The organism is Streptomyces thermoalcalitolerans, from assembly GCF_039525155.1.
GTDB lineage: Bacteria > Actinomycetota > Actinomycetes > Streptomycetales > Streptomycetaceae > Streptomyces > Streptomyces thermovulgaris.
Map to the genome: position 1 here is coordinate 110,371 of NZ_BAAAHG010000005.1, position 24,364 is coordinate 134,734.

33 protein-coding genes are annotated in these 24,364 nt (G+C 67.4%); 31 read left to right on the top strand and 2 right to left on the bottom strand.

All coding sequences use genetic code 11. The features are described from left to right. Positions 1–65: 65 nt before the first annotated feature. The 7 genes from ABD224_RS05360 to ABD224_RS05390 all read left to right on the top strand — a co-directional run bounded on the left by ABD224_RS05360 (position 66) and on the right by ABD224_RS05390 (position 7,299). The gene (locus ABD224_RS05360) at positions 66–632 is read left to right on the top strand and encodes a DUF1707 and DUF4190 domain-containing protein (RefSeq protein ID WP_344047331.1); all 567 of its coding nucleotides are present in this window, start codon (positions 66–68) and stop codon (positions 630–632) included. 702 nt (positions 633–1,334) lie between these two features. Then, on the top strand, positions 1,335–1,706 hold the full coding sequence (gene rpsL / locus ABD224_RS05365) for a 30S ribosomal protein S12 (protein ID WP_030422047.1): 372 nt from the start codon (positions 1,335–1,337) through the stop codon (positions 1,704–1,706). A gap of 2 nt (positions 1,707–1,708) precedes the next feature. Continuing rightward, positions 1,709–2,179 (top strand): 30S ribosomal protein S7, encoded by a 471-nt coding sequence (gene rpsG, locus ABD224_RS05370; RefSeq protein WP_067397046.1) that lies wholly within the window; start codon positions 1,709–1,711, stop codon positions 2,177–2,179. 39 nt (positions 2,180–2,218) lie between these two features. Continuing rightward, complete coding sequence (gene fusA / locus ABD224_RS05375; protein ID WP_344047336.1) at positions 2,219–4,345, top strand: elongation factor G; 2,127 nt, start codon at positions 2,219–2,221, stop codon at positions 4,343–4,345. Between the two features lie 157 nt (positions 4,346–4,502). After that, on the top strand, positions 4,503–5,696 hold the full coding sequence (gene tuf, locus ABD224_RS05380; RefSeq protein ID WP_344047338.1) for an elongation factor Tu: 1,194 nt from the start codon (positions 4,503–4,505) through the stop codon (positions 5,694–5,696). A 96-nt stretch (positions 5,697–5,792) separates the two neighbouring features. Continuing rightward, positions 5,793–6,050 (top strand): hypothetical protein, encoded by a 258-nt coding sequence (locus tag ABD224_RS05385; protein ID WP_344047340.1) that lies wholly within the window; start codon positions 5,793–5,795, stop codon positions 6,048–6,050. 709 nt (positions 6,051–6,759) lie between these two features. Then, positions 6,760–7,299: a hypothetical protein gene (locus ABD224_RS05390; RefSeq protein ID WP_344047342.1), complete on the top strand. Its 540-nt coding sequence runs from the start codon at positions 6,760–6,762 to the stop codon at positions 7,297–7,299. A 270-nt stretch (positions 7,300–7,569) separates the two neighbouring features. Here the strand turns inward: ABD224_RS05390 and ABD224_RS05395 are convergent, their stop codons facing one another. Continuing rightward, the gene (locus ABD224_RS05395) at positions 7,570–7,857 is read right to left on the bottom strand and encodes a hypothetical protein (RefSeq protein WP_344047344.1); all 288 of its coding nucleotides are present in this window, start codon (positions 7,855–7,857) and stop codon (positions 7,570–7,572) included. Between the two features lie 1,077 nt (positions 7,858–8,934). On the opposite strand from ABD224_RS05395, the gene mycP reads away from it, so the two are divergent. Further along, on the top strand, positions 8,935–10,170 hold the full coding sequence (mycP, locus tag ABD224_RS05400) for a type VII secretion-associated serine protease mycosin (RefSeq protein ID WP_344047346.1): 1,236 nt from the start codon (positions 8,935–8,937) through the stop codon (positions 10,168–10,170). Between the two features lie 129 nt (positions 10,171–10,299). After that, complete coding sequence (locus tag ABD224_RS05405; protein WP_344047348.1) at positions 10,300–10,812, top strand: hypothetical protein; 513 nt, start codon at positions 10,300–10,302, stop codon at positions 10,810–10,812. Positions 10,813–10,824: 12 nt separating this feature from the next. Here the strand turns inward: ABD224_RS05405 and ABD224_RS05410 are convergent, their stop codons facing one another. Then, positions 10,825–11,034, bottom strand: coding sequence for a hypothetical protein (locus ABD224_RS05410; protein ID WP_344047350.1), 210 nt, complete (start codon positions 11,032–11,034; stop codon positions 10,825–10,827). 493 nt (positions 11,035–11,527) lie between these two features. Here ABD224_RS05410 and gdhA point away from each other — a divergent pair, with 493 nt between their 5' ends. The 22 genes from gdhA to rplO all read left to right on the top strand — a co-directional run bounded on the left by gdhA (position 11,528) and on the right by rplO (position 23,760). Continuing rightward, a complete protein-coding gene (gene gdhA / locus ABD224_RS05415) occupies positions 11,528–12,883 on the top strand; it encodes an NADP-specific glutamate dehydrogenase (protein WP_344047352.1) in 1,356 nt (451 codons plus the stop codon). A gap of 877 nt (positions 12,884–13,760) precedes the next feature. Next, positions 13,761–14,069: a 30S ribosomal protein S10 gene (gene rpsJ, locus ABD224_RS05420; protein ID WP_003948644.1), complete on the top strand. Its 309-nt coding sequence runs from the start codon at positions 13,761–13,763 to the stop codon at positions 14,067–14,069. Positions 14,070–14,087: 18 nt separating this feature from the next. Next, a complete protein-coding gene (gene rplC / locus ABD224_RS05425) occupies positions 14,088–14,732 on the top strand; it encodes a 50S ribosomal protein L3 (protein WP_344047354.1) in 645 nt (214 codons plus the stop codon). Positions 14,733–14,740: 8 nt separating this feature from the next. After that, entirely contained in the window at positions 14,741–15,400 is a 660-nt protein-coding gene (gene rplD / locus ABD224_RS05430) for a 50S ribosomal protein L4 (protein WP_067397058.1), read from the top strand. Next, the gene (gene rplW, locus ABD224_RS05435) at positions 15,400–15,819 is read left to right on the top strand and encodes a 50S ribosomal protein L23 (protein ID WP_067397059.1); all 420 of its coding nucleotides are present in this window, start codon (positions 15,400–15,402) and stop codon (positions 15,817–15,819) included. Before rplD ends, rplW begins: the two co-directional genes overlap by 1 nt. Before the next feature lie 53 nt (positions 15,820–15,872). Further along, positions 15,873–16,709 carry a 50S ribosomal protein L2 gene (rplB, locus tag ABD224_RS05440; RefSeq protein WP_344047358.1) on the top strand — a complete coding sequence of 279 codons (837 nt, stop codon included), beginning with the start codon at positions 15,873–15,875 and terminating at the stop codon, positions 16,707–16,709. A 12-nt stretch (positions 16,710–16,721) separates the two neighbouring features. Next, the gene (gene rpsS, locus ABD224_RS05445) at positions 16,722–17,003 is read left to right on the top strand and encodes a 30S ribosomal protein S19 (protein ID WP_067397061.1); all 282 of its coding nucleotides are present in this window, start codon (positions 16,722–16,724) and stop codon (positions 17,001–17,003) included. 41 nt (positions 17,004–17,044) lie between these two features. After that, the gene (rplV, locus tag ABD224_RS05450; protein ID WP_067397062.1) at positions 17,045–17,392 is read left to right on the top strand and encodes a 50S ribosomal protein L22; all 348 of its coding nucleotides are present in this window, start codon (positions 17,045–17,047) and stop codon (positions 17,390–17,392) included. After that, positions 17,392–18,207 (top strand): 30S ribosomal protein S3, encoded by an 816-nt coding sequence (gene rpsC, locus ABD224_RS05455; RefSeq protein WP_067397063.1) that lies wholly within the window; start codon positions 17,392–17,394, stop codon positions 18,205–18,207. The genes rplV and rpsC overlap by 1 nt, the downstream gene beginning before the upstream one ends. A 5-nt stretch (positions 18,208–18,212) precedes the next feature. Then, positions 18,213–18,632 (top strand): 50S ribosomal protein L16, encoded by a 420-nt coding sequence (gene rplP / locus ABD224_RS05460; protein WP_344047362.1) that lies wholly within the window; start codon positions 18,213–18,215, stop codon positions 18,630–18,632. Further along, a complete protein-coding gene (gene rpmC / locus ABD224_RS05465) occupies positions 18,632–18,856 on the top strand; it encodes a 50S ribosomal protein L29 (RefSeq protein ID WP_007494763.1) in 225 nt (74 codons plus the stop codon). Before rplP ends, rpmC begins: the two co-directional genes overlap by 1 nt. Further along, entirely contained in the window at positions 18,856–19,143 is a 288-nt protein-coding gene (gene rpsQ / locus ABD224_RS05470) for a 30S ribosomal protein S17 (protein WP_344047364.1), read from the top strand. The genes rpmC and rpsQ overlap by 1 nt, the downstream gene beginning before the upstream one ends. A 323-nt stretch (positions 19,144–19,466) precedes the next feature. Beyond that, positions 19,467–19,835, top strand: coding sequence for a 50S ribosomal protein L14 (gene rplN, locus ABD224_RS05475; RefSeq protein WP_067397066.1), 369 nt, complete (start codon positions 19,467–19,469; stop codon positions 19,833–19,835). A 2-nt stretch (positions 19,836–19,837) separates the two neighbouring features. Continuing rightward, on the top strand, positions 19,838–20,161 hold the full coding sequence (gene rplX / locus ABD224_RS05480) for a 50S ribosomal protein L24 (protein WP_067397067.1): 324 nt from the start codon (positions 19,838–19,840) through the stop codon (positions 20,159–20,161). Beyond that, positions 20,161–20,721, top strand: a complete 561-nt coding sequence (rplE, locus tag ABD224_RS05485; protein WP_067397068.1) for a 50S ribosomal protein L5 — start codon at positions 20,161–20,163, stop codon at positions 20,719–20,721. The genes rplX and rplE overlap by 1 nt, the downstream gene beginning before the upstream one ends. Positions 20,722–20,726: 5 nt before the next feature. Next, positions 20,727–20,912 (top strand): type Z 30S ribosomal protein S14, encoded by a 186-nt coding sequence (locus ABD224_RS05490; RefSeq protein WP_049567381.1) that lies wholly within the window; start codon positions 20,727–20,729, stop codon positions 20,910–20,912. Between the two features lie 212 nt (positions 20,913–21,124). Then, a complete protein-coding gene (gene rpsH, locus ABD224_RS05495; protein ID WP_067397069.1) occupies positions 21,125–21,523 on the top strand; it encodes a 30S ribosomal protein S8 in 399 nt (132 codons plus the stop codon). 24 nt (positions 21,524–21,547) lie between these two features. Continuing rightward, positions 21,548–22,087, top strand: a complete 540-nt coding sequence (gene rplF / locus ABD224_RS05500) for a 50S ribosomal protein L6 (protein WP_344047369.1) — start codon at positions 21,548–21,550, stop codon at positions 22,085–22,087. A gap of 3 nt (positions 22,088–22,090) precedes the next feature. After that, positions 22,091–22,474 (top strand): 50S ribosomal protein L18, encoded by a 384-nt coding sequence (gene rplR / locus ABD224_RS05505; RefSeq protein WP_344047371.1) that lies wholly within the window; start codon positions 22,091–22,093, stop codon positions 22,472–22,474. A gap of 40 nt (positions 22,475–22,514) precedes the next feature. Continuing rightward, positions 22,515–23,120, top strand: coding sequence for a 30S ribosomal protein S5 (gene rpsE / locus ABD224_RS05510; protein WP_344047373.1), 606 nt, complete (start codon positions 22,515–22,517; stop codon positions 23,118–23,120). A gap of 2 nt (positions 23,121–23,122) precedes the next feature. After that, complete coding sequence (gene rpmD, locus ABD224_RS05515) at positions 23,123–23,305, top strand: 50S ribosomal protein L30 (RefSeq protein ID WP_067397073.1); 183 nt, start codon at positions 23,123–23,125, stop codon at positions 23,303–23,305. Between the two features lie 2 nt (positions 23,306–23,307). Then, positions 23,308–23,760, top strand: coding sequence for a 50S ribosomal protein L15 (rplO, locus tag ABD224_RS05520; RefSeq protein ID WP_344047375.1), 453 nt, complete (start codon positions 23,308–23,310; stop codon positions 23,758–23,760). Positions 23,761–24,364 lie beyond the last annotated feature (604 nt).

The window sequence follows — 24,364 nt, forward strand, 5'->3', positions numbered from 1 at the left end:
CCTCGGCGTTTCGGTCCCTGATGGCGCATGATGGAGGGACTCGTACGGTTCGGGGGAGGTCGTCCGTGTCGTTCCCTCCAGCGCAACCGCCGTGGCAGCCCTGGCAGCCGTGGCAGCCCGGACAGGGCGTTCCGCAGCCGTGGCAGGGCCAGGGCAACCCGTCCCTGCTGGCGTCCCACGCCGACCGCGAGCGTGCCGTGGACGTGCTCAGAGCGGGCTTCGGCGAGGGCCGCCTGGACCAGGAGGAATTCGACCGGCGCATGACCCGGGCGTACCAGGCGCGCACCATCGGGGAACTGGCGCTGCTGGTCGCCGATCTGCCGCAGGGCCCCGCACCGTTCTCCGCCGCGGCTCCGGCCGTCCCCGCGACATTTCTGCCGCGCCCGGTCCCGCCCACCAACAGCAAGGCGGTCGGCTCCCTGGTCTGCGGCGTGCTCACCCTGATGACAGCCGGCCTCACGGGCCTTCCCGCGGTGATCCTGGGCCATGCCGCCCGCTCCGAGATCCGCAGCCGGAACGAGGGCGGCGACGCCCTGGCCCTGACCGGCCTGGTCCTGGGCTGGCTCTCCGTCGCCGGCTGGGCCCTCTTCCTCGTCCTCCTCGTCCTGACGACGGTCCTCGCATCGAGCTGACGTGCGCCGGCCGACGGCCCGTCACGGACGTGCCGGAGGAAGGCGGGCGGGCCCCTGGCGGCGGCGATGACGCGGTGGTGATGCAGGGGCGGTGCGGTGGTGCGCGGTGACCCGCGGTGGCGATGTTCCGGACCGGCGCGTGAACGCCCGTATACGCGCCCCTGAGGCGCCGTACACGTGCCCCTGAGCCTCCCTGGACGTCCTTGAGCGTTCCCGGGCGTTCCTGGGCGGCGTGATCCGTCCGGGCGCGCCGTGACCCGTCCGGAGGCGCCCGAAGGACGTTTCGGAGTGCGTCGGCCGGGAAGGGGGAGGGTGCTGATGCGGGAGGGCCGTGAGCCTCGGTGTTCACCGCCGCGACAGCGGCCTGACGTGCGAAGATTGTCGTATTCGCGGATCGTGGTCCATGGATTCGAAGATCGCGCGGCATAGGGGGGCTTGACAAAGCACGCGGAACGAGGCGGGCAGGGCCCATTTGTTTTGACCGCAGCGAATGAGGTAGGTACGCTCAGACCTTGTGCCTGGGGTGTGCCCTGGCTTTCGTGCGCGCCTTTCATGCCGCACAGGGAGCTGCTGACGGCCGCCGTAATCTGCGCCTCTTTCTGCCTTCCGGTGGGAGTCTGCGGGATTCGACACACCCGACCGCGTGGGTCGGTGACGTTCCAGGTTAGCTGTACCCATCGGCACACAGAAACCGGAGAAGTAGTGCCCACGATCCAGCAGTTGGTCCGCAAGGGCCGGCAGGACAAGGTCGACAAGAACAAGACGCCCGCGCTCGAGGGTTCCCCTCAGCGCCGTGGTGTGTGCACGCGTGTCTTCACGACTACCCCGAAGAAGCCGAACTCGGCCCTCCGCAAGGTCGCGCGTGTGCGTCTGACCAGCGGCATCGAGGTCACCGCTTACATTCCGGGTGAAGGACACAACCTGCAGGAGCACTCCATCGTGCTCGTGCGCGGTGGGCGTGTGAAGGACCTGCCGGGTGTTCGTTACAAGATCATCCGTGGTTCGCTCGACACCCAGGGTGTCAAGAACCGCAAGCAGGCCCGCAGCCGTTACGGCGCCAAGAAGGAGAAGTAAGAATGCCTCGTAAGGGCCCCGCCCCGAAGCGTCCGGTTCACGTCGACCCGGTCTACGGTTCTCCTCTGGTGACCTCCCTCATCAACAAGGTGCTGCTGAACGGCAAGCGCTCCACCGCCGAGCGGATCGTCTACGGTGCCATGGAGGGCCTGCGGGAGAAGACCGGCAACGACCCGGTCGTCACCCTCAAGCGTGCTCTCGACAACATCAAGCCGACCCTCGAGGTCAAGTCCCGCCGCGTCGGTGGCGCCACCTACCAGGTGCCGGTCGAGGTCAAGCCCGGCCGCGCCAACACCCTGGCGCTGCGCTGGCTGGTCGGTTACGCCCGTGCCCGTCGCGAGAAGACGATGACCGAGCGTCTGCTCAACGAGCTCCTCGACGCCTCCAACGGCCTCGGCGCCGCTGTGAAGAAGCGCGAGGACACCCACAAGATGGCCGAGTCCAACAAGGCCTTCGCGCACTACCGCTGGTAGTCGCTTCCCCATCGAGATCCGAGAGAAGACTGAAGCCTTATGGCTACCACTTCACTTGACCTGGCCAGGGTGCGCAACATCGGCATCATGGCCCACATCGACGCGGGCAAGACGACCACCACCGAGCGGATCCTGTTCTACACCGGTCGTTCGTACAAGATCGGTGAGGTCCACGACGGCGCTGCCACCATGGACTGGATGGAGCAGGAGCAGGAGCGTGGCATCACGATCACTTCTGCTGCCACCACCTGTCACTGGACGCTGGATGACGTCGACCACACCATCAACATCATCGACACGCCGGGCCACGTCGACTTCACCGTCGAGGTGGAGCGCTCGCTGCGTGTGCTCGACGGTGCGGTGACGGTGTTCGACGGCGTCGCCGGCGTCGAGCCCCAGTCCGAAACGGTGTGGCGTCAGGCGGACCGCTACGGCGTGCCGCGCATCTGCTTCGTGAACAAGCTGGACCGCACCGGTGCCGAGTTCCACCGCTGCGTCGACATGATCAAGGACCGCCTGGGCGCGCAGCCGCTGGTCATGCAGCTGCCGATCGGCGCCGAGGCGGACTTCAAGGGCGTGGTGGACCTGGTCCGCATGAAGGCCCTGGTGTGGTCCCCCGAGGCGGCCAAGGGCGAGATGTACGACGTCGTCGACATCCCGGACACCCACGTCGAGGCCGCCGAGGAGTGGCGCGGCAAGCTGGTCGAGGCCGTCGCCGAGAACGACGAGGAGATGATGGAGCTGTACCTCGAGGGCCAGGAGCCCACCGAGGAGCAGCTGTACGCGGCGATCCGCCGTATCACCATCGCCTCCGGCAAGGGCAGCGAGACCACCGTCACCCCGGTGTTCTGCGGTACCGCGTTCAAGAACAAGGGTGTCCAGCCGCTGCTCGACGCGATCGTGCGCTACCTGCCGTCCCCGGTCGACATCGAGGCCATCGAGGGCCACGCGATGGGCGACGCGGAGACGGTCGTCAAGCGCAAGCCGTCCGAGGACGAGCCCCTGTCGGCGCTGGCGTTCAAGATCATGAGCGACCCGCACCTGGGCAAGCTCACCTTCGTCCGGGTGTACTCCGGCCGCCTGGAGTCCGGCATCTCCGTGCTGAACTCCGTCAAGGGCAAGAAGGAGCGCATCGGCAAGATCTACCGCATGCACGCCAACAAGCGTGAGGAGATCTCGTCGGTGGGCGCCGGCGACATCGTCGCGGTCATGGGCCTGAAGCAGACCACCACCGGTGAGACGCTCTGCGACGAGCAGAACCCGGTGATCCTGGAGTCCATGGACTTCCCGGCCCCGGTCATCGAGGTCGCGATCGAGCCCAAGTCCAAGGGCGACCAGGAGAAGCTGAGCGTCGCCATCCAGCGGCTCGCGGAGGAGGACCCCTCCTTCCAGGTCCACACCAACGAGGAGACCGGCCAGACCGTCATCGGCGGCATGGGCGAGCTGCACCTCGAGGTCCTCGTGGACCGCATGAGGCGCGAGTTCAAGGTCGAGGCCAACGTCGGCAAGCCGCAGGTCGCGTACCGCGAGACCATCCGCAAGGCGGTCGAGAAGGTCGAGTACACCCACAAGAAGCAGACGGGTGGCAGCGGCCAGTTCGGTCGCGTCGTCATCTCGATCGAGCCGATCGAGGGCGGCGACACCGCCTACGAGTTCGTCAACCAGGTCACTGGTGGACGTATCCCGAAGGAGTACATCCCGTCGGTCGACGCCGGCTGCCAGGAGGCCATGCAGTTCGGTGTCCTCGCCGGTTACGAGATGACCGGTGTCCGGGTGACGCTGCTCGACGGCGCCTACCACGAGGTGGACTCCTCCGAGCTGGCGTTCAAGATTGCCGGCTCGCAGGCCTTCAAGGAGGCTGCGCGCAAGGCCAGCCCGGTTCTCCTTGAGCCGATGATGGCCGTGGAGGTCACCACGCCCGAGGAGTACATGGGCGACGTCATCGGCGACATCAACTCCCGCCGTGGCCAGATCCAGGCCATGGAGGAGCGGGCGGGTGCCCGCGTCGTGAAGGGCCTCGTGCCCCTGTCGGAGATGTTCGGCTACGTCGGAGACCTCCGCAGCAAGACGTCGGGTCGCGCAAGCTACTCGATGCAGTTCGACTCCTACGCCGAGGTTCCGCGGAACGTCGCCGAGGAGATCATCGCGAAGGCCAAGGGCGAGTAACTCTTCCGGGTTCCAGCCTTTAGGCTTGACTCCGGAGCCTCATGGGGCATTCCGCCGCAAATGCGGTCGGAATGCCCCGGGGATCCGGGCCATCCAGCAAAGATCACCTGGCGCCGATGAAGTAAGGCGTACAGAACCACTCCACAGGAGGACCCCAGTGGCGAAGGCGAAGTTCGAGCGGACTAAGCCGCACGTCAACATCGGCACCATCGGTCACATCGACCACGGTAAGACGACCCTCACGGCCGCCATTACCAAGGTGCTGCACGACGCGTACCCGGACCTCAACGAGGCCACCCCGTTCGACAACATCGACAAGGCTCCCGAAGAGCGTCAGCGCGGTATCACCATCTCGATCTCGCACGTCGAGTACCAGACCGAGACGCGTCACTACGCCCACGTCGACTGCCCGGGTCACGCGGACTACATCAAGAACATGATCACCGGTGCCGCCCAGATGGACGGCGCGATCCTGGTGGTCGCCGCCACCGACGGCCCGATGCCGCAGACCAAGGAGCACGTGCTCCTGGCCCGCCAGGTCGGCGTGCCGTACATCGTCGTCGCCCTGAACAAGGCCGACATGGTGGACGACGAGGAGATCCTGGAGCTCGTCGAGCTCGAGGTCCGTGAGCTCCTCACCGAGTACGAGTTCCCGGGCGACGAGGTCCCGGTCGTCCGCGTCTCCGCGCTGAAGGCCCTCGAGGGCGACAAGCAGTGGGTCGACTCGGTCCTCAACCTGATGAAGGCCGTCGACGAGTCGATCCCGGAGCCGACCCGCGAGGTCGACAAGCCGTTCCTGATGCCGATCGAGGACGTCTTCACCATCACCGGTCGCGGTACGGTCGTCACCGGCCGTATCGAGCGTGGTGTCCTCAAGGTCAACGAGGAAGTCGAGATCGTCGGTATCCGGCCGGAGAAGATCAAGACCACGGTCACCGGCATCGAGATGTTCCGCAAGCTGCTCGACGAGGGCCAGGCCGGTGAGAACGTCGGTCTGCTGCTCCGCGGTGTCAAGCGCGAGGACGTCGAGCGCGGCCAGGTCGTCATCAAGCCGGGCTCGGTCACCCCGCACACCGAGTTCCAGGCCCAGGCCTACATCCTGTCGAAGGACGAGGGTGGCCGCCACACGCCGTTCTTCAACAACTACCGCCCGCAGTTCTACTTCCGTACGACGGACGTGACCGGTGTGGTGACCCTCCCCGAGGGCACCGAGATGGTCATGCCGGGTGACAACACCGAGATGAAGGTGGAGCTCATCCAGCCCGTCGCCATGGAGGAGGGCCTGAAGTTCGCCATCCGCGAGGGTGGCCGTACGGTGGGCGCCGGCCAGGTCACCAAGATCATCAAGTAAGTCCGGGGACCTGCTCCGGCAGCTCCGCTGCGAGCGCCTGAAAGGGCCCGTACGACCTCGGTCGTACGGGCCCTTTCGCATGCCGCGTTTTCCCGCGTGCCGTTCGGTCGCCACCTGGAGTACGCGAAGCTGCTTCAGCAGGTGGTCGCGCTGTTCGTGGTCGGAGCCGGCGACGTAGGAGACCGTGTGCTCCGTTCCCCCACAGGCGAGGAGAAGCCGGTGGGGCAGACCGCACCAGGTGTCGAAGCCGGTGTTGATCGCCTGCCACAGGTACCAGATGCCATCGGGCCGGCGGTGCTCGGCGAGCAGCAGTGCGGCGATCTCGATGGTGTGGCTGAAGCCCCAGCCGTGTAGCGGTGGAACCGCGTCTCCTGGTCCAGCAGAAACCGGGCGAAGCCGTGGTCGACCGGTCCCGGGGCGAGGATGAGCGCGTCCAGGACGTCCCGGCGGTCCTTCCACCACCGGTCAAAGGGCAGGCCGGCCTCGTCGCGGGCTGCTTCGAACCGCAGGAGATCCCAGTGCTCGGGGTCCTCCGCCCACCAGGCGGGTCCGAGGAGGTCGTCCTTGGGCGTGTGGGCAGCTATGTCGTCAGGAATGGCGGTCTCCCTCATGGCGGGGCGTATGGGCCTGCGTCTGCAAGGCGTCCTTCAGGCCCACGATGACAACGGCATTGTCCATGACCCCAGATTCTTGTCGGGGTTCAGCGGGAAGCGGCTCCGAAGCGCCCAGCGAGAACCTGGTACCAGGGGCCGTAGTCGTCCGGTGCCAGTGGCCGTCGTCGCCCAATGCTTGCTAATCGACATGGGTGGCCTGCCGGAGACATATCCGGGCCGTTGGAGAGCGGACGAGTGCACTGACCGTCCGTGACGGGAGCAACGCCGCGCCGATATGGGGACGGATATGAGTACGAGCACTCATGTCCCGCCCCGCTCAAGCCAGTTGAATCGTCCATGGGTGGCCGGTTCGGATCGTCGGCGCACGATCGGGACAGGTACTGTCACTGGGTGTAGCTAGAGTTGCTGACGAAGCTTGCGCTGACGAACACACGGGGGAGGAAGCTGTGTTGCCGAGCGATGCCGGATCGACCGGGCAGTCGTCGTGGTTTTCCGGTGTGTTCGACGCGGCACGGGACGCCGCCGTCGACGTGGCCACGGAGCTGTCGTCCTTCACGAAGTTCCAGAAGCGGGTGGACGACCTGATCCGCGACCTGAAGGGCTCGGAGGCCGGTCCGGGCAAGGTGGGGGAGGCCCAGCTCGCCCGTCACCAGTTCGGCGGCGGAGGCGGGGCGTGGGTGGAGGCGGCCGGCCTGTACACGGCGTACGAGACGGTGATCGGCGAGCTGGAGAAGCTGTCGAAGCTGCTGGCGGACTCGATGGAAGGCATGGCCATCGCGGTCATGGCCTCGCACAAGGGTTACGAGAACATCGACCTGGACGTGCGGAACCGGATGGCGGCGATCAGTGTGGGGATGACCAAGCACTACGGCGGAAGCTACGACCCGTCGCTGCCGCAGAAGAACCAGGACGGCGGCGAGCACGGCGGGGCCACCGGCCCGACGCAGCCGGTGCGGCCGCCGGCGGGCGACGCGGGCGGCACGATCTGATGGTCCCGACGGTGAGGGGGGAGGTCTGATGGCGGGCAAGGGCAGCGGCGGCAGTACGTCCTTCGAGAACATGAGCCACGAGCAGATGCTGGCGTGGCTGGACCAGGCGAACGCGAGTGAGGTGCAGGCGGCCGCGGACCGTCTGATGGCCGCGGCCAAGGAGATCAAGAAGATCGCCGAGGAGCTCAAGGTCCGTCCGCAGTGGGTGGCCTGGAAGGGCGAGGGCGCGGAAGCCTTTCGCGCGTGGGCCAACGAACTGGCCAACTCCACCTACCGGCTGAGCGACTTCAGCGAGGACGCGGCGAAGTGGTTGGGCCGGGCGTCGGATGCGATCGCCATGGCCCAGGCGTCGATCCCCCGCGACACCAAGGGCGCAGAGGCGAACCTGGCCGCGGCGACAGCCGCCCGCAACGACCCGGACGCGGCGGCGATCCGCGCCAAGTCCATGAGCGAACTCGCCGCGTTGAAGGAGGACCGGGAGAAGGTCCGCCAGGAGGCGGCGGCCCAGATGCGCAAGCTGGGGCAGACGTACAAGCTGTCGGCAACCCAGCTGAACAACTTGGAACGCCCCAAGTTCCCACCGCCGCCGGAGGGCGTTGCGCCGCCAGATCCTCGTATCTCGCGCGAGGACCTGGCCCGCCCAGGGGGCAGCATCCCTCATGGTGAAGGCAGTGGAGGCTCCGCTGCCGGACCTGCTGCCGCGAGTACCGGTATTGCAAAGACTGAGCATCGAAGTCCTGCGACAGCCGGGCTCCGTACGGATCCGCCCTCAAGTGGGTTTCCCACGAGCAACGTACGTTTGCCGGAGGCCGAGCCGGACACGCATGTCGGCATCGACTCAGTGGCCACGATGCCAGAAGTGCGTCAACCCGCCGCGGGTTCCACGGGAGGACCTCCCACGGCCGCGCGTCCGGACACAGGGATTTTGCCGCCGACGAGTGGACCGGTTCCTCCGAACCTGCGTGGCTCTGTGCGGACGCCTACCGCTTCAGGAGGACTCGAGAAAACAGTCGGCGGAGGACGTTTGCCCCACCAGCCCGGGCAAAGGCCCATCGGGTCTGTTGGCGGTGGCGGAGCGACTGGAGTCGTCAGTCCTGTCACTGGCCGCAATCTGCCAGGTCCCGCTGGGGCGACCGGCAGAGCTGTCCCAAGCCAGGGTTCCGTATCCGGGCGCAGTGGCCCATATGGAGCAGGAATCATCGGTGGGCATCCAGCTGCACCCGCTGCCACCGGCCGGTCGGCAGGTCGGGCACCCGGAACTCCGCTTGTCGGCCCGTTTGGGACCGGTTCACATGCGGTCGGACGCATGCCGAACACCGGAGTGACAGCACAGCCAGTGACTCGGCCTGCTGGGCCCACCACCGGGCGTACTGCGCCCACACCGCGTGACGGCATCGTCGGCGGCACTCCGCAACAGACAGGCCGCAGTCCGATGCGGCCCGGCGCACAATCACCCTCGGCCCCGACGCGGGGAGGTATCTCGGGCGGAGTGCCCAGCGAGGCGGGTGCACGGGGTGGTGTCCGCGGCGCTTTGAGCGGATCGGCGAGTCGTACTCGACCGCGAAGCAAGAAGCAGAAGACCGACCGCCGAAACGAACCGCCCTTCGGTGGCTGAGAACCAGAGGACACGAGAACATGCGCATGTCCACGGTCAACAAGTGGCACAGGGCGATCCGTGTCATGACCTCAATGGCTGCCAGCGTACTGCTGGTGAGTGGTCCAGCCCCGCAGGCTCACGCGGATTCCACGCGTTCCCAGCAATGGCACCTGGATGCCATGCGCGCAGAGGAAATGTGGCGAACGAGCACAGGCAAGGGCATCACGGTTGCTGTGATCGACACGGGTGTTGACCCGAACAACCCTGACTTGAAGGGGCAGGTGCTTGACGGAAAGGACCTCGTATCCGCACTACATGCCGGTGATGAACACACGGATTATGACGGCCATGGCACAAACATGGCAGGACTCATTGCTGGCACAGGCGCGTACGGCGGAGGACGTGGGGCGTTCGGTCTTGCACCCGGAGTCAAGATTCTCCCCATCCGTATGCCCAGCAGGGGGGATAACATCAGCGGCTTTGCCAGCCCCTCCTACTTCAGCCGGGCCATTCGCTATGCGACAGATGCCGGCGCCCAGGTCATCAACATTTCCATGGGCGCACGGATCGGTTCCCCTGAGCTCAATTCCGCAGTGGCGTACGCCCTCTCCCGAGGCTCGCTTGTCTTTGCCGCCGTGGGGAACGACGGCGATAAAGACAATCCGGTCGAATATCCGGCAGCCACGCCTGGAGTAGTGGGTGTGGCTGCGGTCGGCAAGGACCTTCGTAGGACCGAGGAATCCGGGTTCGGTCCTCAGGTTGACATGGCAGCTCCTGGCGATGACTTGGTCTCGGCCTGCGGAGGAAAGACCGGCCTGTGCAGAGCTCACGGCACCAGCGGCGCCGCCGCCCTTGCTTCCGCCAGCGCTGCTCTGATCTGGTCCAAGCACCCGGAGTGGACCAACAATCAGGTCCTCAGGGTCATGCTCAACACCATCGGGGCTCCTACGGACGGCTCCAAGCGCAACGACTCCATCGGATACGGCATCGTCCGCCCGCGCATCGCCCTGCAGAACCCGGGCGACCCCGGGCCGCCGGACGTCTACCCCCTGCCGGACTTCCCGGCCGCGGCATCACCTTCTGCACCACCGAGGCCCACCGAGGTACCGGACAGCGGTACTGGCGGCTCACGTGGTGAGACCGCCGCTGCGTCCGCCAAGAGCGACGGCGGCAACAGGCTGCTGTGGGCCAGTCTCGCCTCCGGCGCCGTCCTGCTACTCGGAGGCACCACGGCGGCCTTCGTCGCAAGGCGTCGACGGGGCAACGTTCTCTGATCACTGTCCCTGCTCAGGGACGAGTTTCGGGATCAATGGTGCGTCGAGATTCGTGCGCACGGTTCGCCCGGACACCGACGCAATGTCGTAGTGCGTGAGCGGCAGATCGACCCCTCACAGGTGGATTCCATGGGACTGTTCGACAGGCTGACCGGAACCAAGCGCCCCGCCCCCGGTGTCGCGCCGGGTTCGCCCGAGGAGGTGCGAGCCGCCCTGCTCGGCCTCAACGGGCCCGATGTGCCGTACGTCGTCCGCGACGGTGCCGCAGATGACGCGGACCTGGTTGCGGAGTGGCGGATGGCAGAAGCCGCCTGGCAGACCTTCTTCGTCGAGTCCCAGCTGACGCGCGCTGTCCGGATTCGGATGCGCCTGGTCCAGGAAGACCACGAGGTCCGTGCCCTCGAAGAGCAGTGGGAGGTCACCCGGGTCGGGAATCCGCCGAGGCTTGTGGCGTCGTCGGAGTACTCGCGCGGGCCCGACAGGACCGTCTCTCGTCACTGGACGATCGAACGGGGGAAGAGCGGTCGCCTCGAAGTGACGGAGACTTTCCGCTTCGACGCCGCTGCGCTGCGAGGCCCCCTGCGGAACGCCGTCGTCAAGTCGGGCTGGACCTGGCGCGGACTGATCTTCGGCAAGCTGTGAGGTCGGCGGGACCTACACGCACACCGCGTCGCCGACCGGCTTCACACGACGCCCTCGTACCACCTGCGCTCGCCCGAGCACATCGGACGCTTTCCGCGGGGGCTGCGTCTGGTCGAGCCGGGCCTGGTCGGATCCGCCGACCGGTGCCCGGACCCGGGATCGGCGGGCATCGCTCATGATCACCGCGCCGCCGATCAGGATCACGCCGTCGATCAGGACCACGCCGTGGGGGCGGTGGGGTTGAAAGTGGGGGCGGTGGGGTCGAAAAGAAGGGGAAAGAGCAGGGCGCGGCAGCTTCCGCGTTCACTTCGGACTCGACGGCCAGGTGCTGTCGGCCGCTCGCGCCGCCGCTGACGCCGGTCCGGCGCACCTCGACGCCCGGCGCGGCCGACTGTGCCCCGCCGATCACGGTCCCGGGACGAACCGGGAGGGGACGTCGTCCTCGGCACACGCCGTTTTCGGCGGTTGCCGTGGGGCTTTACCCTTGTGGTGTTTGTCCTGTCTGCCCCTCCGTCCGCCACTGAGCCGTCTCACATAGTGGTCTTCTGGTGATCGATCACTGGTCAGTAGGTTGATGCAGGAGTCACACTGGGAGGTCGGTCGTTTCCCGGACGGGTCATTCCCGGGGCGGCCCTGTCCCTGCGCGGAGGCAACGGCGCCTAGCGCTTCATCGCCGGTTTGTGCTGCCGGCCGTCGTGCCAGAAAGGGGTCCGCCGTGACGCGACTCGACACAAAGGACGCGCTCGCCTCCCTGTACGCCGAGATCGAGTACCGCAATCCGGCCCAGCCCGAGTTCCACCAGGCCGTCCATGAGGTGCTGGAAACGCTGGCGCCGGTGCTCGAGGCGCGGCCGGAGTACGCGGAGGCGGGGCTCATCGAGCGTTTGTGCGAGCCGGAGCGGCAGATCATCTTCCGGGTGCCGTGGCAGGACGACCGGGGACGGGTGCACGTCAACCGAGGGTTCCGGGTGGAGTTCAACAGCGCGCTCGGCCCGTACAAGGGCGGTCTGCGCTTCCACCCGTCGGTGAACCTCGGGATCGTGAAGTTCCTCGGCTTCGAGCAGATCTTCAAGAACGCCCTGACCGGGCTCGGCATCGGCGGCGGCAAGGGCGGCAGCGACTTCGACCCGCACGGGCGCAGCGACGCGGAGATCATGCGGTTCTGTCAGTCGTTCATGACGGAGCTGTACCGGCACATCGGTGAGCACACCGACGTGCCCGCCGGGGACATCGGTGTCGGTGCCCGTGAGATCGGCTACCTGTTCGGCCAGTACCGGAGGATCACCAACCGGTGGGAGGCCGGGGTGCTCACCGGAAAGGGACAGGGCTGGGGCGGCTCCCTGATCCGTCCGGAGGCGACCGGGTACGGCAATGTGCTGTTCATGGCCGCGATGCTGCGTGAGCGCGGCGAGGACCTGGAGGGCCAGACGGCGGTCGTCTCCGGCTCCGGGAACGTCGCGATCTACACCATGGAGAAGCTGATCGCCCTCGGCGCCAACCCGGTGACCTGCTCCGACTCCGGCGGGTACGTGGTCGACGACAAGGGCATCGACGTCGAGCTGCTGAAGCAGATCAAGGAGGTCGAGCGCGGCCGGGTCAGCGAGTACGCCGAGCGCCGCGGCGCCTCCGCGCGGTTCGTGCCGAACGGGCGGGTCTGGGAGGTCCCGGCCGACATCGCGCTGCCGTCCGCCACACAGAACGAGCTCGACGCGAAGGACGCCGAGACGCTCATCCGCAACGGGGTGAAGGCCGTGTCCGAGGGCGCCAACATGCCGACGACGCCCGAGGCCGTGCAGCTGTTCCAGAGCGCGGGGGTCGCCTTCGGCCCCGGCAAGGCGGCGAACGCGGGCGGTGTGGCGGTCAGCGCCCTGGAGATGGCCCAGAACCACTCCCGTACGTCGTGGACGGCCGCCCGTGTGGAGGAAGAGCTCGACAGGATCATGCGCGACATCCACACCACCTGCCACGAGACCGCCGAGCGCTACGGCGCCCCCGGCGACTACGTCACCGGGGCGAACATCGCCGGCTTCGAGCGGGTCGCCGACGCGATGCTGGCCCAGGGCGTGATCTGACGGCTGCGCCGCCGCACCTTCCGGTGCCGCCCCGTCACATGCCGTGCGGGGCACCCCTGGCCGAAGCGGTGGAATGCGGGGAGAGCAGGCGTCGAGCCGAGCCGGGGATGTGACGGGTCCCGCTCCGCCCGGAGGCCGTGGAGCGGGACCGGCGGAGCCGGGCGCCGTGCCCCGGAGGCGGCAGTGCTCAGGGATCCTCAGGGATCCGGAAGCACGCGGGACCGGATACGGGAGGGATGCACGGGAGCACCGCGCCCGCCGCGGTGCGACAGGACCGCGAAGGGGCCACGCGGCGGCAGCGTGGCCATCACCCGGACGGCCGACCAATGGTCCTTGTTTTTCCTCTGCCCCGCGCCTGCGCGTCGGCCGCCGGCGCCCCGCCCCCTGGGCCTGTTCATGTGGGGTGCGCCACTTCCGTTCCGAAGCGACACGCACGGGAACCCCCGCCGTACCGGGCGCCGTTCCGGTTTCACCCCTGCCACCCTCGGGGTAATCTCTATGGCTCGATTGGCTTCCGCAGCGGCCCGTGTGGCAGACTAACGGAGTTGCTCGGTCGAGTGTTGATGCTGCGCGCCTCCCGCCGGGAGGACCGGAAGCGAGTCCCACAGTACTCGTCGTCCTAACTGCCGCACGGCAGCGCTGGGGCGGACGTACGGGAATCTTCCGGGAAGCGTAGGCGCGGCGCCGGCCAGGCGCCCGGTGGGCCTTCAGCCCCCGGCTCGCGGTTCCGGCAGGCCGTGTGCAATCCCGCAGGGATGTTCGAGAACGAGGGACATCCATGTCAGTGGGGGCGCGACACGCCCGACCGCGTGGGTCGGAGAAAAGCAAGGAAATACCGGGTTCCAGAGCGTAAGAGAGACAGGACTGCTGAGTAGCCATGGCGGGACAGAAGATCCGCATCCGGCTCAAGGCCTACGACCACGAGGTCATCGACTCCTCGGCGAAGAAGATCGTCGAGACGGTGACCCGCACGGGTGCGTCGGTCGCGGGCCCGGTGCCGCTGCCCACTGAGAAGAACGTGTACTGCGTCATCAAGTCGCCGCACAAGTACAAGGACTCGCGCGAGCACTTCGAGATGCGCACCCACAAGCGCTTGATCGACATCCTCGACCCGACTCCCAAGACCGTTGACTCTCTGATGCGACTCGACCTCCCGGCCGGCGTCGACATCGAGATCAAGCTCTGAGGCGCGGTGATCTGAGAGATGACCAAGCAGATCAAGGGCATTCTGGGCGAGAAGCTCGGTATGACGCAGGTCTGGGACGAGAACAACCGCGTCGTCCCGGTCACCGTCGTCAAGGCCGGGCCGAACGTCGTCACCCAGATCCGTACGAAGGAAGTCGACGGCTACGAGTCCGTCCAGCTCGCCTTCGGTGAGATCGACCCGCGCAAGGTGAACAAGCCCCTCAAGGGTCACTTCGCGAAGGCCAACGTCACCCCTCGCCGTCACCTCGTCGAGATCCGCACGTCGGACGCCTCCGAGTACACCCTCGGCCAGGAGATCACCGCCGATGTGTTCGAGGCGGGCACGAAGGTCGACGTGACCGGCAGGAGCAAGGGCAAGGGCTTCGCCGGTGTCATGAAGCGCCACAACTTCGGTGGCCTCGGCGCCGCGCACGGTACCCAGCGCAAGCACCGCTCGCCCGGCTCCATCGGCGGCTGCGCCACTCCGGGCCGTGTGTTCAAGGGCCTCCGCATGGCGGGTCGCATGGGCAACGAGCGGGTCACCACCCAGAACCTGACCGTCCACGCCGTTGACGCGGAGAAGGGCCTGCTGCTCATCAAGGGCGCGGTTCCCGGTCCGAACGGCGGCCTCGTCCTGGTCCGCACCGCGGCCAAGGGGGCCTGAGGTAACCGATGAGCACTGTTGACATCCTTTCGCCGGCGGGCGAGAAGGCCGGTACCGTCGAGCTCCCCGCGGAGATCTTCGGCGTTGAGAAGATCAGCATCCCGCTGATCCACCAGGTCGTCGTCGCGCAGCTGGCCGCTGCCCGCCAGGGCACGCACAAGACCAAGACCCGCGGCGAGGTCCGCGGTGGCGGCAAGAAGCCGTACCGCCAGAAGGGCACCGGCCGCGCCCGTCAGGGCTCGGTCCGTGCGCCGCAGTTCACCGGCGGTGGCGTCGTCCACGGCCCGCAGCCGCGCGACTACTCGCAGCGGACCCCGAAGAAGATGAAGGCCGCGGCCCTGCGCCACGCCCTCACCGACCGGGCGCGTCACAACCGCATCCACGTCGTCACCGGCGTGACCGAGGGCGACACCCCCTCCACGAAGGCTGCCAAGAGCCTGTTCGGAAAGATCAGCGAGCGCAAGAACCTGCTCCTGGTCGCCGAGCGTTCCGACGAGCTCACGTGGCTGTCCGCCCGCAACCTGCCCCAGGTCCACATCCTGGAGCCGGGCCAGCTGAACACGTACGACGTTCTCGTCTCGGACGACGTGGTCTTCACCAAGGCCGCTTTCGAGTCCTTCGTCGCCGGCCCGAACAAGGCCAACGACAACGAAGGGAGCGAGGCCTGATGGCTGCACGTCACCCGAGCATCGCCTCGAAGGCGGCCAAGGCCGCCAAGGCCGCGCGCGTCGCCAAGGCGCGCCGCCACGCCCTCGAGGGCAAGAACACCGTCGAGACCCCGGCGAGCAAGGCGTACACGGACCCCCGTGACGTCCTGATCCGGCCGGTCGTCTCGGAGAAGAGCTACGCGCTCCTCGACGAGAACAAGTACACGTTCATCGTCGACCCGCGCGCCAACAAGACCCAGATCAAGGAGGCCGTCCAGGCGGTCTTCGAGGTCAAGGTCACCGGGGTCAACACGATCAACCGCCAGGGCAAGCGCAAGCGGACCCGCACCGGCTTCGGTCGGCGCGCCGCGACCAAGCGCGCGATCGTGACCCTCGCAGAGGGCGACCGTATCGACATCTTCGGCGGTCCGACCGCCTGACGGCGGCCTGGAGCGTCCAGATAGTCCGGATCATTTCCGAGGACTGAGAGACAATGGGTATCCGCAAGTACAAGCCGACGACTCCTGGCCGTCGTGGCGCCAGCGTCGCCGACTTCGTCGAGATCACGCGGTCCACGCCGGAGAAGTCGCTGGTCCGTCCGCTGCACAGCAAGGGCGGCCGTAACAACTCGGGTCGTGTGACCGTTCGTCACCAGGGCGGCGGCCACAAGCGCGCTTACCGCGTGATCGACTTCCGTCGTCACGACAAGGACGGTGTGCCGGCGAAGGTCGCGCACATCGAGTACGACCCCAACCGCACCGCGCGCATCGCGCTGCTGCACTACGCGGACGGCGAGAAGCGCTACATCCTCGCGCCGCGCGGCCTGCAGCAGGGCGACCTCGTCGAGAACGGTCCCGGGGCCGACATCAAGCCGGGCAACAACCTCGCCCTGCGCAACATCCCGGTCGGTACGACGCTGCACGCCATCGAGCTGCGTCCCGGCGGCGGCGCCAAGTTCGCCCGCTCCGCCGGTGCCTCGGTGCAGCTGCTCGCGAAGGAGGGCTCCTACGCCCACCTCCGCATGCCGTCCGGTGAGATCCGTCTGGTCGACGTGCGCTGCCGTGCCACCGTCGGCGAGGTCGGCAACGCCGAGCAGTCCAACATCAGCCTGGGCAAGGCCGGCCGCAAGCGCTGGCTGGGCATCCGTCCGACCGTTCGCGGTGTGGCGATGAACCCGGTCGACCACCCCCACGGTGGTGGTGAGGGCAAGACCTCGGGTGGCCGTCACCCGGTCAGCCCCTGGGGTCAGAAGGAAGGTCGTACTCGTTCTCCCAAGAAGGCGAGCAACAAGTACATCGTCCGCCGCCGCAAGACGAACAAGAAGCGCTAAGGACGGGTTGAGATGCCTCGTAGTCTGAAGAAGGGGCCCTTCGTCGACGACCACCTGCTCAAGAAGGTGGAAGCGCAGAACGAAGCGGGCACCAAGAACGTCATCAAGACCTGGTCCCGTCGCTCAATGATCGTTCCGGCCATGCTCGGCCACACGATCGCGGTGCACAACGGCAAGACCCACATCCCGGTGTTCATCACCGAGGCGATGGTCGGCCACAAGCTCGGCGAGTTCGCGCCGACCCGCACTTTCCGGGGCCACGTCAAGGAAGACCGGAAGTCGAAGCGCCGCTAAGCGGATCGCATTCAGACACGCAAGTAACTGAAGGGACAACCATGGAAGCCAGGGCCCAGGCGCGGTACATCCGCGTCACGCCCATGAAGGCCCGCCGCGTGGTGGACCTCATCCGTGGCATGCGCGCCACGGAGGCCCAGGCCGTCCTGCGATTCGCTCCGCAGGCAGCCTCCGTGCCGGTCGGCAAGGTGCTGGACAGCGCCATCGCCAACGCCGCGCACAACTACAACCACACGGACGTCGACAGCCTCTACGTCTCCGAGGCGTACGTCGACGAGGGCCCGACCCTGAAGCGGTTCCGTCCGCGCGCCCAGGGCCGCGCCTACCGGATCCGCAAGCGGACCAGCCACATCACCGTGGTCGTCAGCAGCAAGGAAGGGACCCGGTAATGGGCCAGAAGGTAAACCCGCACGGGTTCCGGCTCGGCGTCACGACCGACTTCAAGTCGCGCTGGTACGCCGACAAGCTCTACAAGGACTACATCAAGGAAGACGTCGCCATCCGTCGGATGATGACGTCCGGCATGGAGCGCGCCGGCATCTCCAAGGTGGAGATCGAGCGCACCCGTGACCGCGTCCGCGTGGACATCCACACCGCGCGCCCGGGCATCGTCATCGGCCGCCGTGGCGCCGAGGCCGACCGCATCCGCGGCGACCTCGAGAAGCTCACGGGCAAGCAGGTCCAGCTGAACATCCTCGAGGTCAAGAACCCCGAGACCGACGCTCAGCTGGTGGCCCAGGCCGTTGCCGAGCAGCTGTCCTCCCGCGTCTCCTTCCGCCGTGCCATGCGCAAGAGCATGCAGTCGGCGATGAAGGCCGGCGCCAAGGGCATCAAGATCCAGTGCAGCGGTCGCCTCGGCGGCGCCGAGATGTCCCGTTCGGAGTTCTACCGCGAGGGCCGTGTGCCCCTGCACACGCTCCGTGCGAACGTGGACTACGGCTTCTTCGAGGCCAGGACGACCTTCGGCCGCATCGGTGTGAAGGTCTGGATCTACAAGGGCGACGTGAAGAACATCGCCGAGGTCCGCGCCGAGAACGCCGCCGCCCGTGCGGGCAACCGCCCGGCCCGCGGCTCCGACCGCCCGGCCCGTGGCCGTGGCGAGCGGCGCGGTCGCAAGCCGCAGCAGCAGGCGCAGGCCGCCGAGGCCCCCAAGGCCGACGCCGCCACTGCCGCTCCGGCTGAGAGCACCGGAACGGAGGCCTGACCGACATGCTGATCCCCCGTAGGGTCAAGCACCGCAAGCAGCACCACCCTCGTCGCAATGGCATGGCGAAGGGCGGGACGCAGGTCGCGTTCGGCGAGTACGGCATCCAGGCGCTGACCCCGGCCTATGTGACGAACCGCCAGATCGAGGCGGCCCGTATCGCCATGACCCGCCACATCAAGCGTGGTGGCAAGGTCTGGATCAACATCTTCCCGGACCGTCCGCTGACCAAGAAGCCCGCCGAGACCCGTATGGGTTCCGGTAAGGGTTCGCCGGAGTGGTGGGTCGCGAACGTCAAGCCCGGTCGCGTGATGTTCGAGCTGTCCTACCCGAACGAGAAGATCGCCCGTGAGGCGCTGACCCGTGCGGCCCACAAGCTGCCGATGAAGTGCCGGATCGTCAAGCGCGAGGCAGGTGAAGCGTGATGTCGGCCGGTACCAAGGCGTCCGAGCTGCGTGAGCTGGGCAACGAGGAGCTTCTCGCCAAGCTCCGCGAGGCCAAGGAAGAGCTGTTCAACCTCCGCTTCCAGGCGGCGACTGGTCAGCTTGAGAACCACGGCCGTCTGAAGGCGGTCCGCAAGGACATCGCGCGGATCTACACCCTGATGCGCGAGCGTGAGCTGGGCATCGAGACGGTGGAGAACGCCTGATGAGCGAGAGCAACGTGACGAAGAACGAGACGGAGCAGCGCGGCTCCCGCAAGACCCGTGAGGGCTACGTCGTCAGCGACAAGATGGACAAGACCGTCGTCGTCGCCGTCGAGGACCGCGTCAAGCACCCGCTGTACGGCAAGGTCATCCGCCGTACCAGCAAGCTCAAGGCGCACGACGAGCAGAACGCCGCGGGCGTCGGCGACCGCGTCCTCCTGATGGAGACCCGGCCGCTGTCCGCGACGAAGCGCTGGCGCGTCGTCGAGATCCTCGAGAAGGCGAGGTAAAAAGCGGGGGCTCCGTCCCCGCTGACCCTGCCAGGGGCCTGTCACCCCGGCATCCCGCCGGGGCCGTGCCCCGGCCCGGGCCCGGCGAGAGCCACAGGGTCCGGACCGGGCGGCTCCGGCGGCTCGGGCCGCGGCCGGCAGCGGTCGCGTGAGGCGATTCGCGGAGCCGCCCCGGGCGGCCGGACCCCTGGGCACTCGCCCCGACGGTGAGGGTTCCGCGCCTCAGAGGCACAAGTAATTCCTGCGGGACCGACCCGCAGGACAGTTCCGCCAGGCTCTCCGGGCCCTCCCGGAGGGAACCGGCAGACGATCAGGAGATAGACGTGATCCAGCAGGAGTCGCGACTGCGTGTCGCCGACAACACGGGAGCGAAGGAGATCCTTTGCATCCGTGTGCTCGGCGGCTCCGGTCGCCGCTACGCGGGCATCGGTGACGTCATCGTCGCCACCGTCAAGGACGCGATCCCCGGTGGCAACGTGAAGAAGGGCGACATCGTCAAGGCGGTCGTGGTCCGCACCGTCAAGGAGCGCCGCCGCCCGGACGGCTCGTACATCCGCTTCGACGAGAACGCCGCCGTCATTCTCAAGAACGACGGCGATCCTCGTGGCACCCGTATCTTCGGCCCGGTCGGCCGTGAGCTGCGCGAGAAGAAGTTCATGAAGATCATCTCCCTCGCGCCGGAGGTGCTGTGAGCATGAAGATCAAGAAGGGCGACCTGGTCCAGGTCATCACCGGCAAGGACAAGGGCAAGCAGGGCAAGGTCATCGCCGCCTACCCGCGTGAGCAGCGCGTCCTGGTCGAGGGTGTCAACCGGGTCAAGAAGCACACCAAGGCCGGTCCGACCGCCCGCGGTTCCCAGGCCGGCGGGATCATCACCACCGAGGCGCCGATCCACGTCTCCAACGTCCAGCTGGTCGTGGAGAAGGACGGCAAGAAGGTTGTGACCCGCGTCGGTTATCGCTTCGACGAGAACGGCAACAAGATCCGCGTTGCCAAGCGGACGGGTGAGGACATCTGATGACGACCACCACCGTGACTCCGCGTCTGAAGCAGAAGTACAAGGACGAGATCGTCCCGAAGCTGCGTGACGAGTTCAAGTACAAGAACGTCATGCAGGTTCCGAACCTCGTCAAGATCGTGGTCAACATGGGTGTGGGCGACGCCGCCCGCGACTCCAAGCTGATCGAGGGCGCCATCCGCGACCTCGCCACGATCACCGGCCAGAAGCCCGCGGTCACCAAGGCCCGCAAGTCCATCGCGCAGTTCAAGCTGCGCGAGGGTCAGCCGATCGGCGCCCACGTCACGCTCCGCGGCGACCGCATGTGGGAGTTTCTGGACCGCACCCTGTCGCTCGCGCTGCCGCGCATCCGCGACTTCCGCGGCCTGTCCCCCAAGCAGTTCGACGGCCGCGGCAACTACACCTTCGGTCTCACGGAGCAGGTGATGTTCCACGAGATCGACCAGGACAAGATCGACCGCGTCCGGGGTATGGACATCACCGTGGTCACCACGGCGACCAATGACGAAGAGGGCCGTGCCCTTCTCCGTCACCTCGGCTTCCCGTTCAAGGAGGCGTGAGCGAGATGGCGAAGAAGGCTCTCATCGCGAAGGCTGCTCGCAAGCCCAAGTTCGCCGTGCGCGGCTACACCCGCTGCCAGCGCTGCGGCCGTCCGCACTCCGTGTACCGCAAGTTCGGCCTCTGCCGTGTGTGCCTTCGTGAGATGGCTCACCGCGGCGAGCTGCCGGGCGTGACCAAGAGCTCCTGGTGATCCGGACCGCGTCCGGACTCCCAGGCTCTCGGTAGGCAATAGGGGACGGCAGGAGGCCCGCTCCGCATGCCGTAGGCTTGCGGGGCTGGGCACCTGCCGTGCCGTACGACTTACTACGCCGTAGGTCCACCGCGCCGCACCCGTCCCGTCTCGGATCGGGGAGAGGGATGGCGCACCAGGAAACCCCGGCGAGAGAGGCCGAAGGCCAATTTATGACCATGACTGATCCGATCGCAGACATGCTTACGCGTCTGCGGAACGCGAACGCGGCGTACCACGACACCGTGACGATGCCGGCGTCCAAGATCAAGTCTCACATTGCGGAGATTCTCCAGCAGGAGGGCTTCATCACGGGCTGGAGGACCGAGGACGCCGAGGTCGGCAAGAACCTCGTCCTCGAGCTGAAGTACGGCCCGAACCGTGAGCGCTCCATCGCGGGCATCAAGCGGATCTCCAAGCCCGGTCTCCGGGTGTACGCGAAGGCCAACAACCTGCCGAAGGTGCTCGGCGGCCTCGGCGTGGCGATCATCTCCACGTCCCACGGGCTCCTCACCGACAAGCAGGCCAGCAAGAAGGGCGTGGGTGGGGAAGTCCTCGCCTACGTCTGGTAACGGAAGGGAACGGAGGAAACAGCTATGTCGCGCATCGGCAAGCTTCCCATCGCGGTTCCCGCCGGCGTGGACGTCACCATCGATGGCCGCACGGTCTCGGTCAAGGGCCCCAAGGGCGAGCTGACCCACACCGTGGCCGCGCCGATCGAGGTCGTCAAGGAGGAGGACGGCACCCTGCGGGTGACCCGTCCCAACGACGAGCGTCAGAACAAGGCCCTGCACGGCCTGTCCCGCACGCTGGTGGCCAACATGATCACCGGCGTGACCCAGGGTTACGTGAAGAAGCTCGAGATCAGCGGTGTTGGCTACCGCGTGCAGGCCAAGGGCTCGAACCTGGAGTTCTCGCTCGGCTACAGCCACCCGATCCTCGTCGAGGCGCCGGAGGGCATCACCTTCAAGGTGGAGAGCCCCACCCGCTTCTCGGTGGAGGGCATCGACAAGCAGAAGGTCGGCGAGGTTGCGGCCAACATCCGCAAGCTGCGCAAGCCCGACCCGTACAAGGCCAAGGGCATCAAGTACGAGGGCGAAGTCATCCGCCGCAAGGTCGGAAAGGCGGGTAAGTAAGCCATGGCATACGGGCAGAGGATCCTCAAGGGCGACGCCTACAAGCGCGCCGCGATCAAGCGCCGCCACCTCCGGATCCGCAAGAAGGTGTCCGGTACGGCGGAGCGTCCTCGTCTGGTCGTGACCCGCTCCAACCGTCACATCGTGGCGCAGGTGATCGACGACACCAAGGGTCACACCCTGGCGTCGGCGTCCTCCCTGGACAGCTCGATCCGCGGTGGCGAGGGCGACAAGTCCGCGCAGGCCAGGAAGGTCGGCGCCCTGGTCGCCGAGCGTGCCAAGGCCGCCGGTGTCGAGGCCGTCGTGTTCGACCGTGGTGGCAACCAGTACGCCGGGCGCATCGCCGCTCTGGCGGACGCCGCCCGCGAAGCCGGCCTGAAGTTCTGAGCCGGTTCCGAGCTAGCGGAAACAGAGAGAGGTAATTCCAATGGCTGGACCCCAGCGCCGCGGTGGCGGTGCCGGTGGCGGCGAGCGGCGGGACCGGAAGGGCCGTGACGGCGGCGCAGCCGCCGCCGAGAAGACCGCGTACATCGAGCGCGTCGTCGCGATCAACCGCGTCGCCAAGGTTGTGAAGGGTGGTCGTCGCTTCAGCTTCACCGCGCTGGTCGTGGTGGGCGACGGCGACGGCACCGTGGGTGTCGGATACGGCAAGGCCAAGGAGGTGCCGGCCGCCATCGCCAAGGGCGTTGAGGAGGCCAAGAAGCACTTCTTCAAGGTCCCCCGGATCCAGGGCACCATTCCGCACCCGATCCAGGGTGAGAAGGCAGCCGGCATCGTGCTGCTCAAGCCCGCCTCCCCGGGTACCGGTGTGATCGCCGGTGGTCCGGTGCGCGCGGTGCTCGAGTGCGCCGGTATCCACGACGTCCTGTCGAAGTCGCTCGGCTCCGACAACCAGATCAACATCGTGCACGCCACGGTGGAGGCCCTCAAGGGTCTGCAGCGTCCCGAGGCGATCGCGGCCCGCCGTGGTCTGCCGCTGGAGGACGTGGCCCCTGCGGCTCTGCTGCGCGCGCGTGCCGGGGCGGGTGCGTAACCATGGCACAGCTCAAGATCACGCAGGTCAAGTCCTACATCGGCAGCAAGCAGAACCACCGTGACACTCTGCGTACGCTCGGGCTGAAGAAGCTCGGCGACGTGGTCGTCAAGGAGGACCGTCCCGAGTACCGCGGCATGGTGCGCGCCGTCCGCCACCTCGTGACGGTCGAGGAGGTCGACTGATCATGGCGGAGCAGAACCCGCTGAAGATCCACAACCTCCGTCCCGCCCCCGGCGCCAAGACCGCCAAGACCCGTGTCGGTCGTGGTGAGGCGTCGAAGGGCAAGACGGCCGGTCGTGGTACCAAGGGAACCAAGGCCCGCAGCCAGGTTCCGCAGAGGTTCGAGGGCGGCCAGATGCCGCTGCACATGCGCCTCCCGAAGCTGAAGGGCTTCAACAACCCGTTCAAGACCGAGTACCAGGTCGTCAACCTCGACCGCCTGGCCGAGCTCTACCCCGAGGGCGGCGAGGTCACGGTCGAGGACCTGGTGGCCAAGGGTGCCGTTCGCAAGAACCGCCCGGTCAAGGTCCTCGGTCAGGGTGAGGTCTCCGTGGCGCTGCGGGTGACGGTCGACGCCGTCTCCGGCTCCGCCAAGGAGAAGATCACCGCCGCCGGCGGTACCGTCGAGCTCGTCTGAGTTCAGGCTCCGTGTCACGGCCCTGGACCCCTGTGGGGCCCAGGGCCGTGGTCGTTCGTACACTGCCCGGCCCGCGGGACGAGGTGCTCTGCCCCGGAACGGGAACCTCGGGACGGGAACCTAGACGCGGGAACGGGACATCAGCCGCCGGCCCCGGCGACGCCCCCGGCCCGTGCGGTGATGAACACCACCCTGTTCACGCCGTTCACTCCGGTCCTGCCGCCGCAGGCCCGTGACCCGGGCTTGCGCACCGGCCGCCGACGAGGGACCGCCCCCGGTCCGGCACCCCGGCGGACGGCATGCCGCGCACATATCCAGAGGTCAGCCGGTACGCCTCGGCAGGGACGGCCGGCCGGAACCGGAGATCGGGGCGCGGACCGGAATGCTCCGTTCCTCTGCCGGCCGGAGCAAGCGGAGCCGGGGACATGGACCCGAAGGGCGGTATCCGGATATCCGTCGGCCCACAATCGTGCCGACGGTTGTTTTCGACCGGCGGATCGCCGGTAGGGTGGCCTAGACTGCCAACTTTCGCCGGGTAGACTTTCCTGCCGCCAGGCGGCTGTTGATCACATAGTCATCGTCGTTGAACCTCAAGACCGTCGCC

Bases quoted from the DNA above. Each gene is read 5' to 3' on its own strand.
- rpsG (WP_067397046.1), top strand. From the start codon at position 1,709: ATGCCTCGTAAGGGCCCCGCCCCGAAGCGTCCGGTTCACGTCGACCCG.
- fusA (WP_344047336.1), top strand. From the start codon at position 2,219: ATGGCTACCACTTCACTTGACCTGGCCAGGGTGCGCAACATCGGCATC.
- mycP (WP_344047346.1), top strand. From the start codon at position 8,935: ATGCGCATGTCCACGGTCAACAAGTGGCACAGGGCGATCCGTGTCATG.
- ABD224_RS05405 (WP_344047348.1), top strand. From the start codon at position 10,300: ATGGGACTGTTCGACAGGCTGACCGGAACCAAGCGCCCCGCCCCCGGT.
- rpsJ (WP_003948644.1), top strand. From the start codon at position 13,761: ATGGCGGGACAGAAGATCCGCATCCGGCTCAAGGCCTACGACCACGAG.
- rplC (WP_344047354.1), top strand. From the start codon at position 14,088: ATGACCAAGCAGATCAAGGGCATTCTGGGCGAGAAGCTCGGTATGACG.
- rplD (WP_067397058.1), top strand. From the start codon at position 14,741: ATGAGCACTGTTGACATCCTTTCGCCGGCGGGCGAGAAGGCCGGTACC.
- rplW (WP_067397059.1), top strand. From the start codon at position 15,400: ATGGCTGCACGTCACCCGAGCATCGCCTCGAAGGCGGCCAAGGCCGCC.
- rplB (WP_344047358.1), top strand. From the start codon at position 15,873: ATGGGTATCCGCAAGTACAAGCCGACGACTCCTGGCCGTCGTGGCGCC.
- rpsS (WP_067397061.1), top strand. From the start codon at position 16,722: ATGCCTCGTAGTCTGAAGAAGGGGCCCTTCGTCGACGACCACCTGCTC.
- rplV (WP_067397062.1), top strand. From the start codon at position 17,045: ATGGAAGCCAGGGCCCAGGCGCGGTACATCCGCGTCACGCCCATGAAG.
- rpsC (WP_067397063.1), top strand. From the start codon at position 17,392: ATGGGCCAGAAGGTAAACCCGCACGGGTTCCGGCTCGGCGTCACGACC.
- rplP (WP_344047362.1), top strand. From the start codon at position 18,213: ATGCTGATCCCCCGTAGGGTCAAGCACCGCAAGCAGCACCACCCTCGT.
- rpmC (WP_007494763.1), top strand. From the start codon at position 18,632: ATGTCGGCCGGTACCAAGGCGTCCGAGCTGCGTGAGCTGGGCAACGAG.
- rpsQ (WP_344047364.1), top strand. From the start codon at position 18,856: ATGAGCGAGAGCAACGTGACGAAGAACGAGACGGAGCAGCGCGGCTCC.
- rplX (WP_067397067.1), top strand. From the start codon at position 19,838: ATGAAGATCAAGAAGGGCGACCTGGTCCAGGTCATCACCGGCAAGGAC.
- rplE (WP_067397068.1), top strand. From the start codon at position 20,161: ATGACGACCACCACCGTGACTCCGCGTCTGAAGCAGAAGTACAAGGAC.
- ABD224_RS05490 (WP_049567381.1), top strand. From the start codon at position 20,727: ATGGCGAAGAAGGCTCTCATCGCGAAGGCTGCTCGCAAGCCCAAGTTC.
- rpsH (WP_067397069.1), top strand. From the start codon at position 21,125: ATGACCATGACTGATCCGATCGCAGACATGCTTACGCGTCTGCGGAAC.
- rplF (WP_344047369.1), top strand. From the start codon at position 21,548: ATGTCGCGCATCGGCAAGCTTCCCATCGCGGTTCCCGCCGGCGTGGAC.
- rplR (WP_344047371.1), top strand. From the start codon at position 22,091: ATGGCATACGGGCAGAGGATCCTCAAGGGCGACGCCTACAAGCGCGCC.
- rpsE (WP_344047373.1), top strand. From the start codon at position 22,515: ATGGCTGGACCCCAGCGCCGCGGTGGCGGTGCCGGTGGCGGCGAGCGG.
- rpmD (WP_067397073.1), top strand. From the start codon at position 23,123: ATGGCACAGCTCAAGATCACGCAGGTCAAGTCCTACATCGGCAGCAAG.
- rplO (WP_344047375.1), top strand. From the start codon at position 23,308: ATGGCGGAGCAGAACCCGCTGAAGATCCACAACCTCCGTCCCGCCCCC.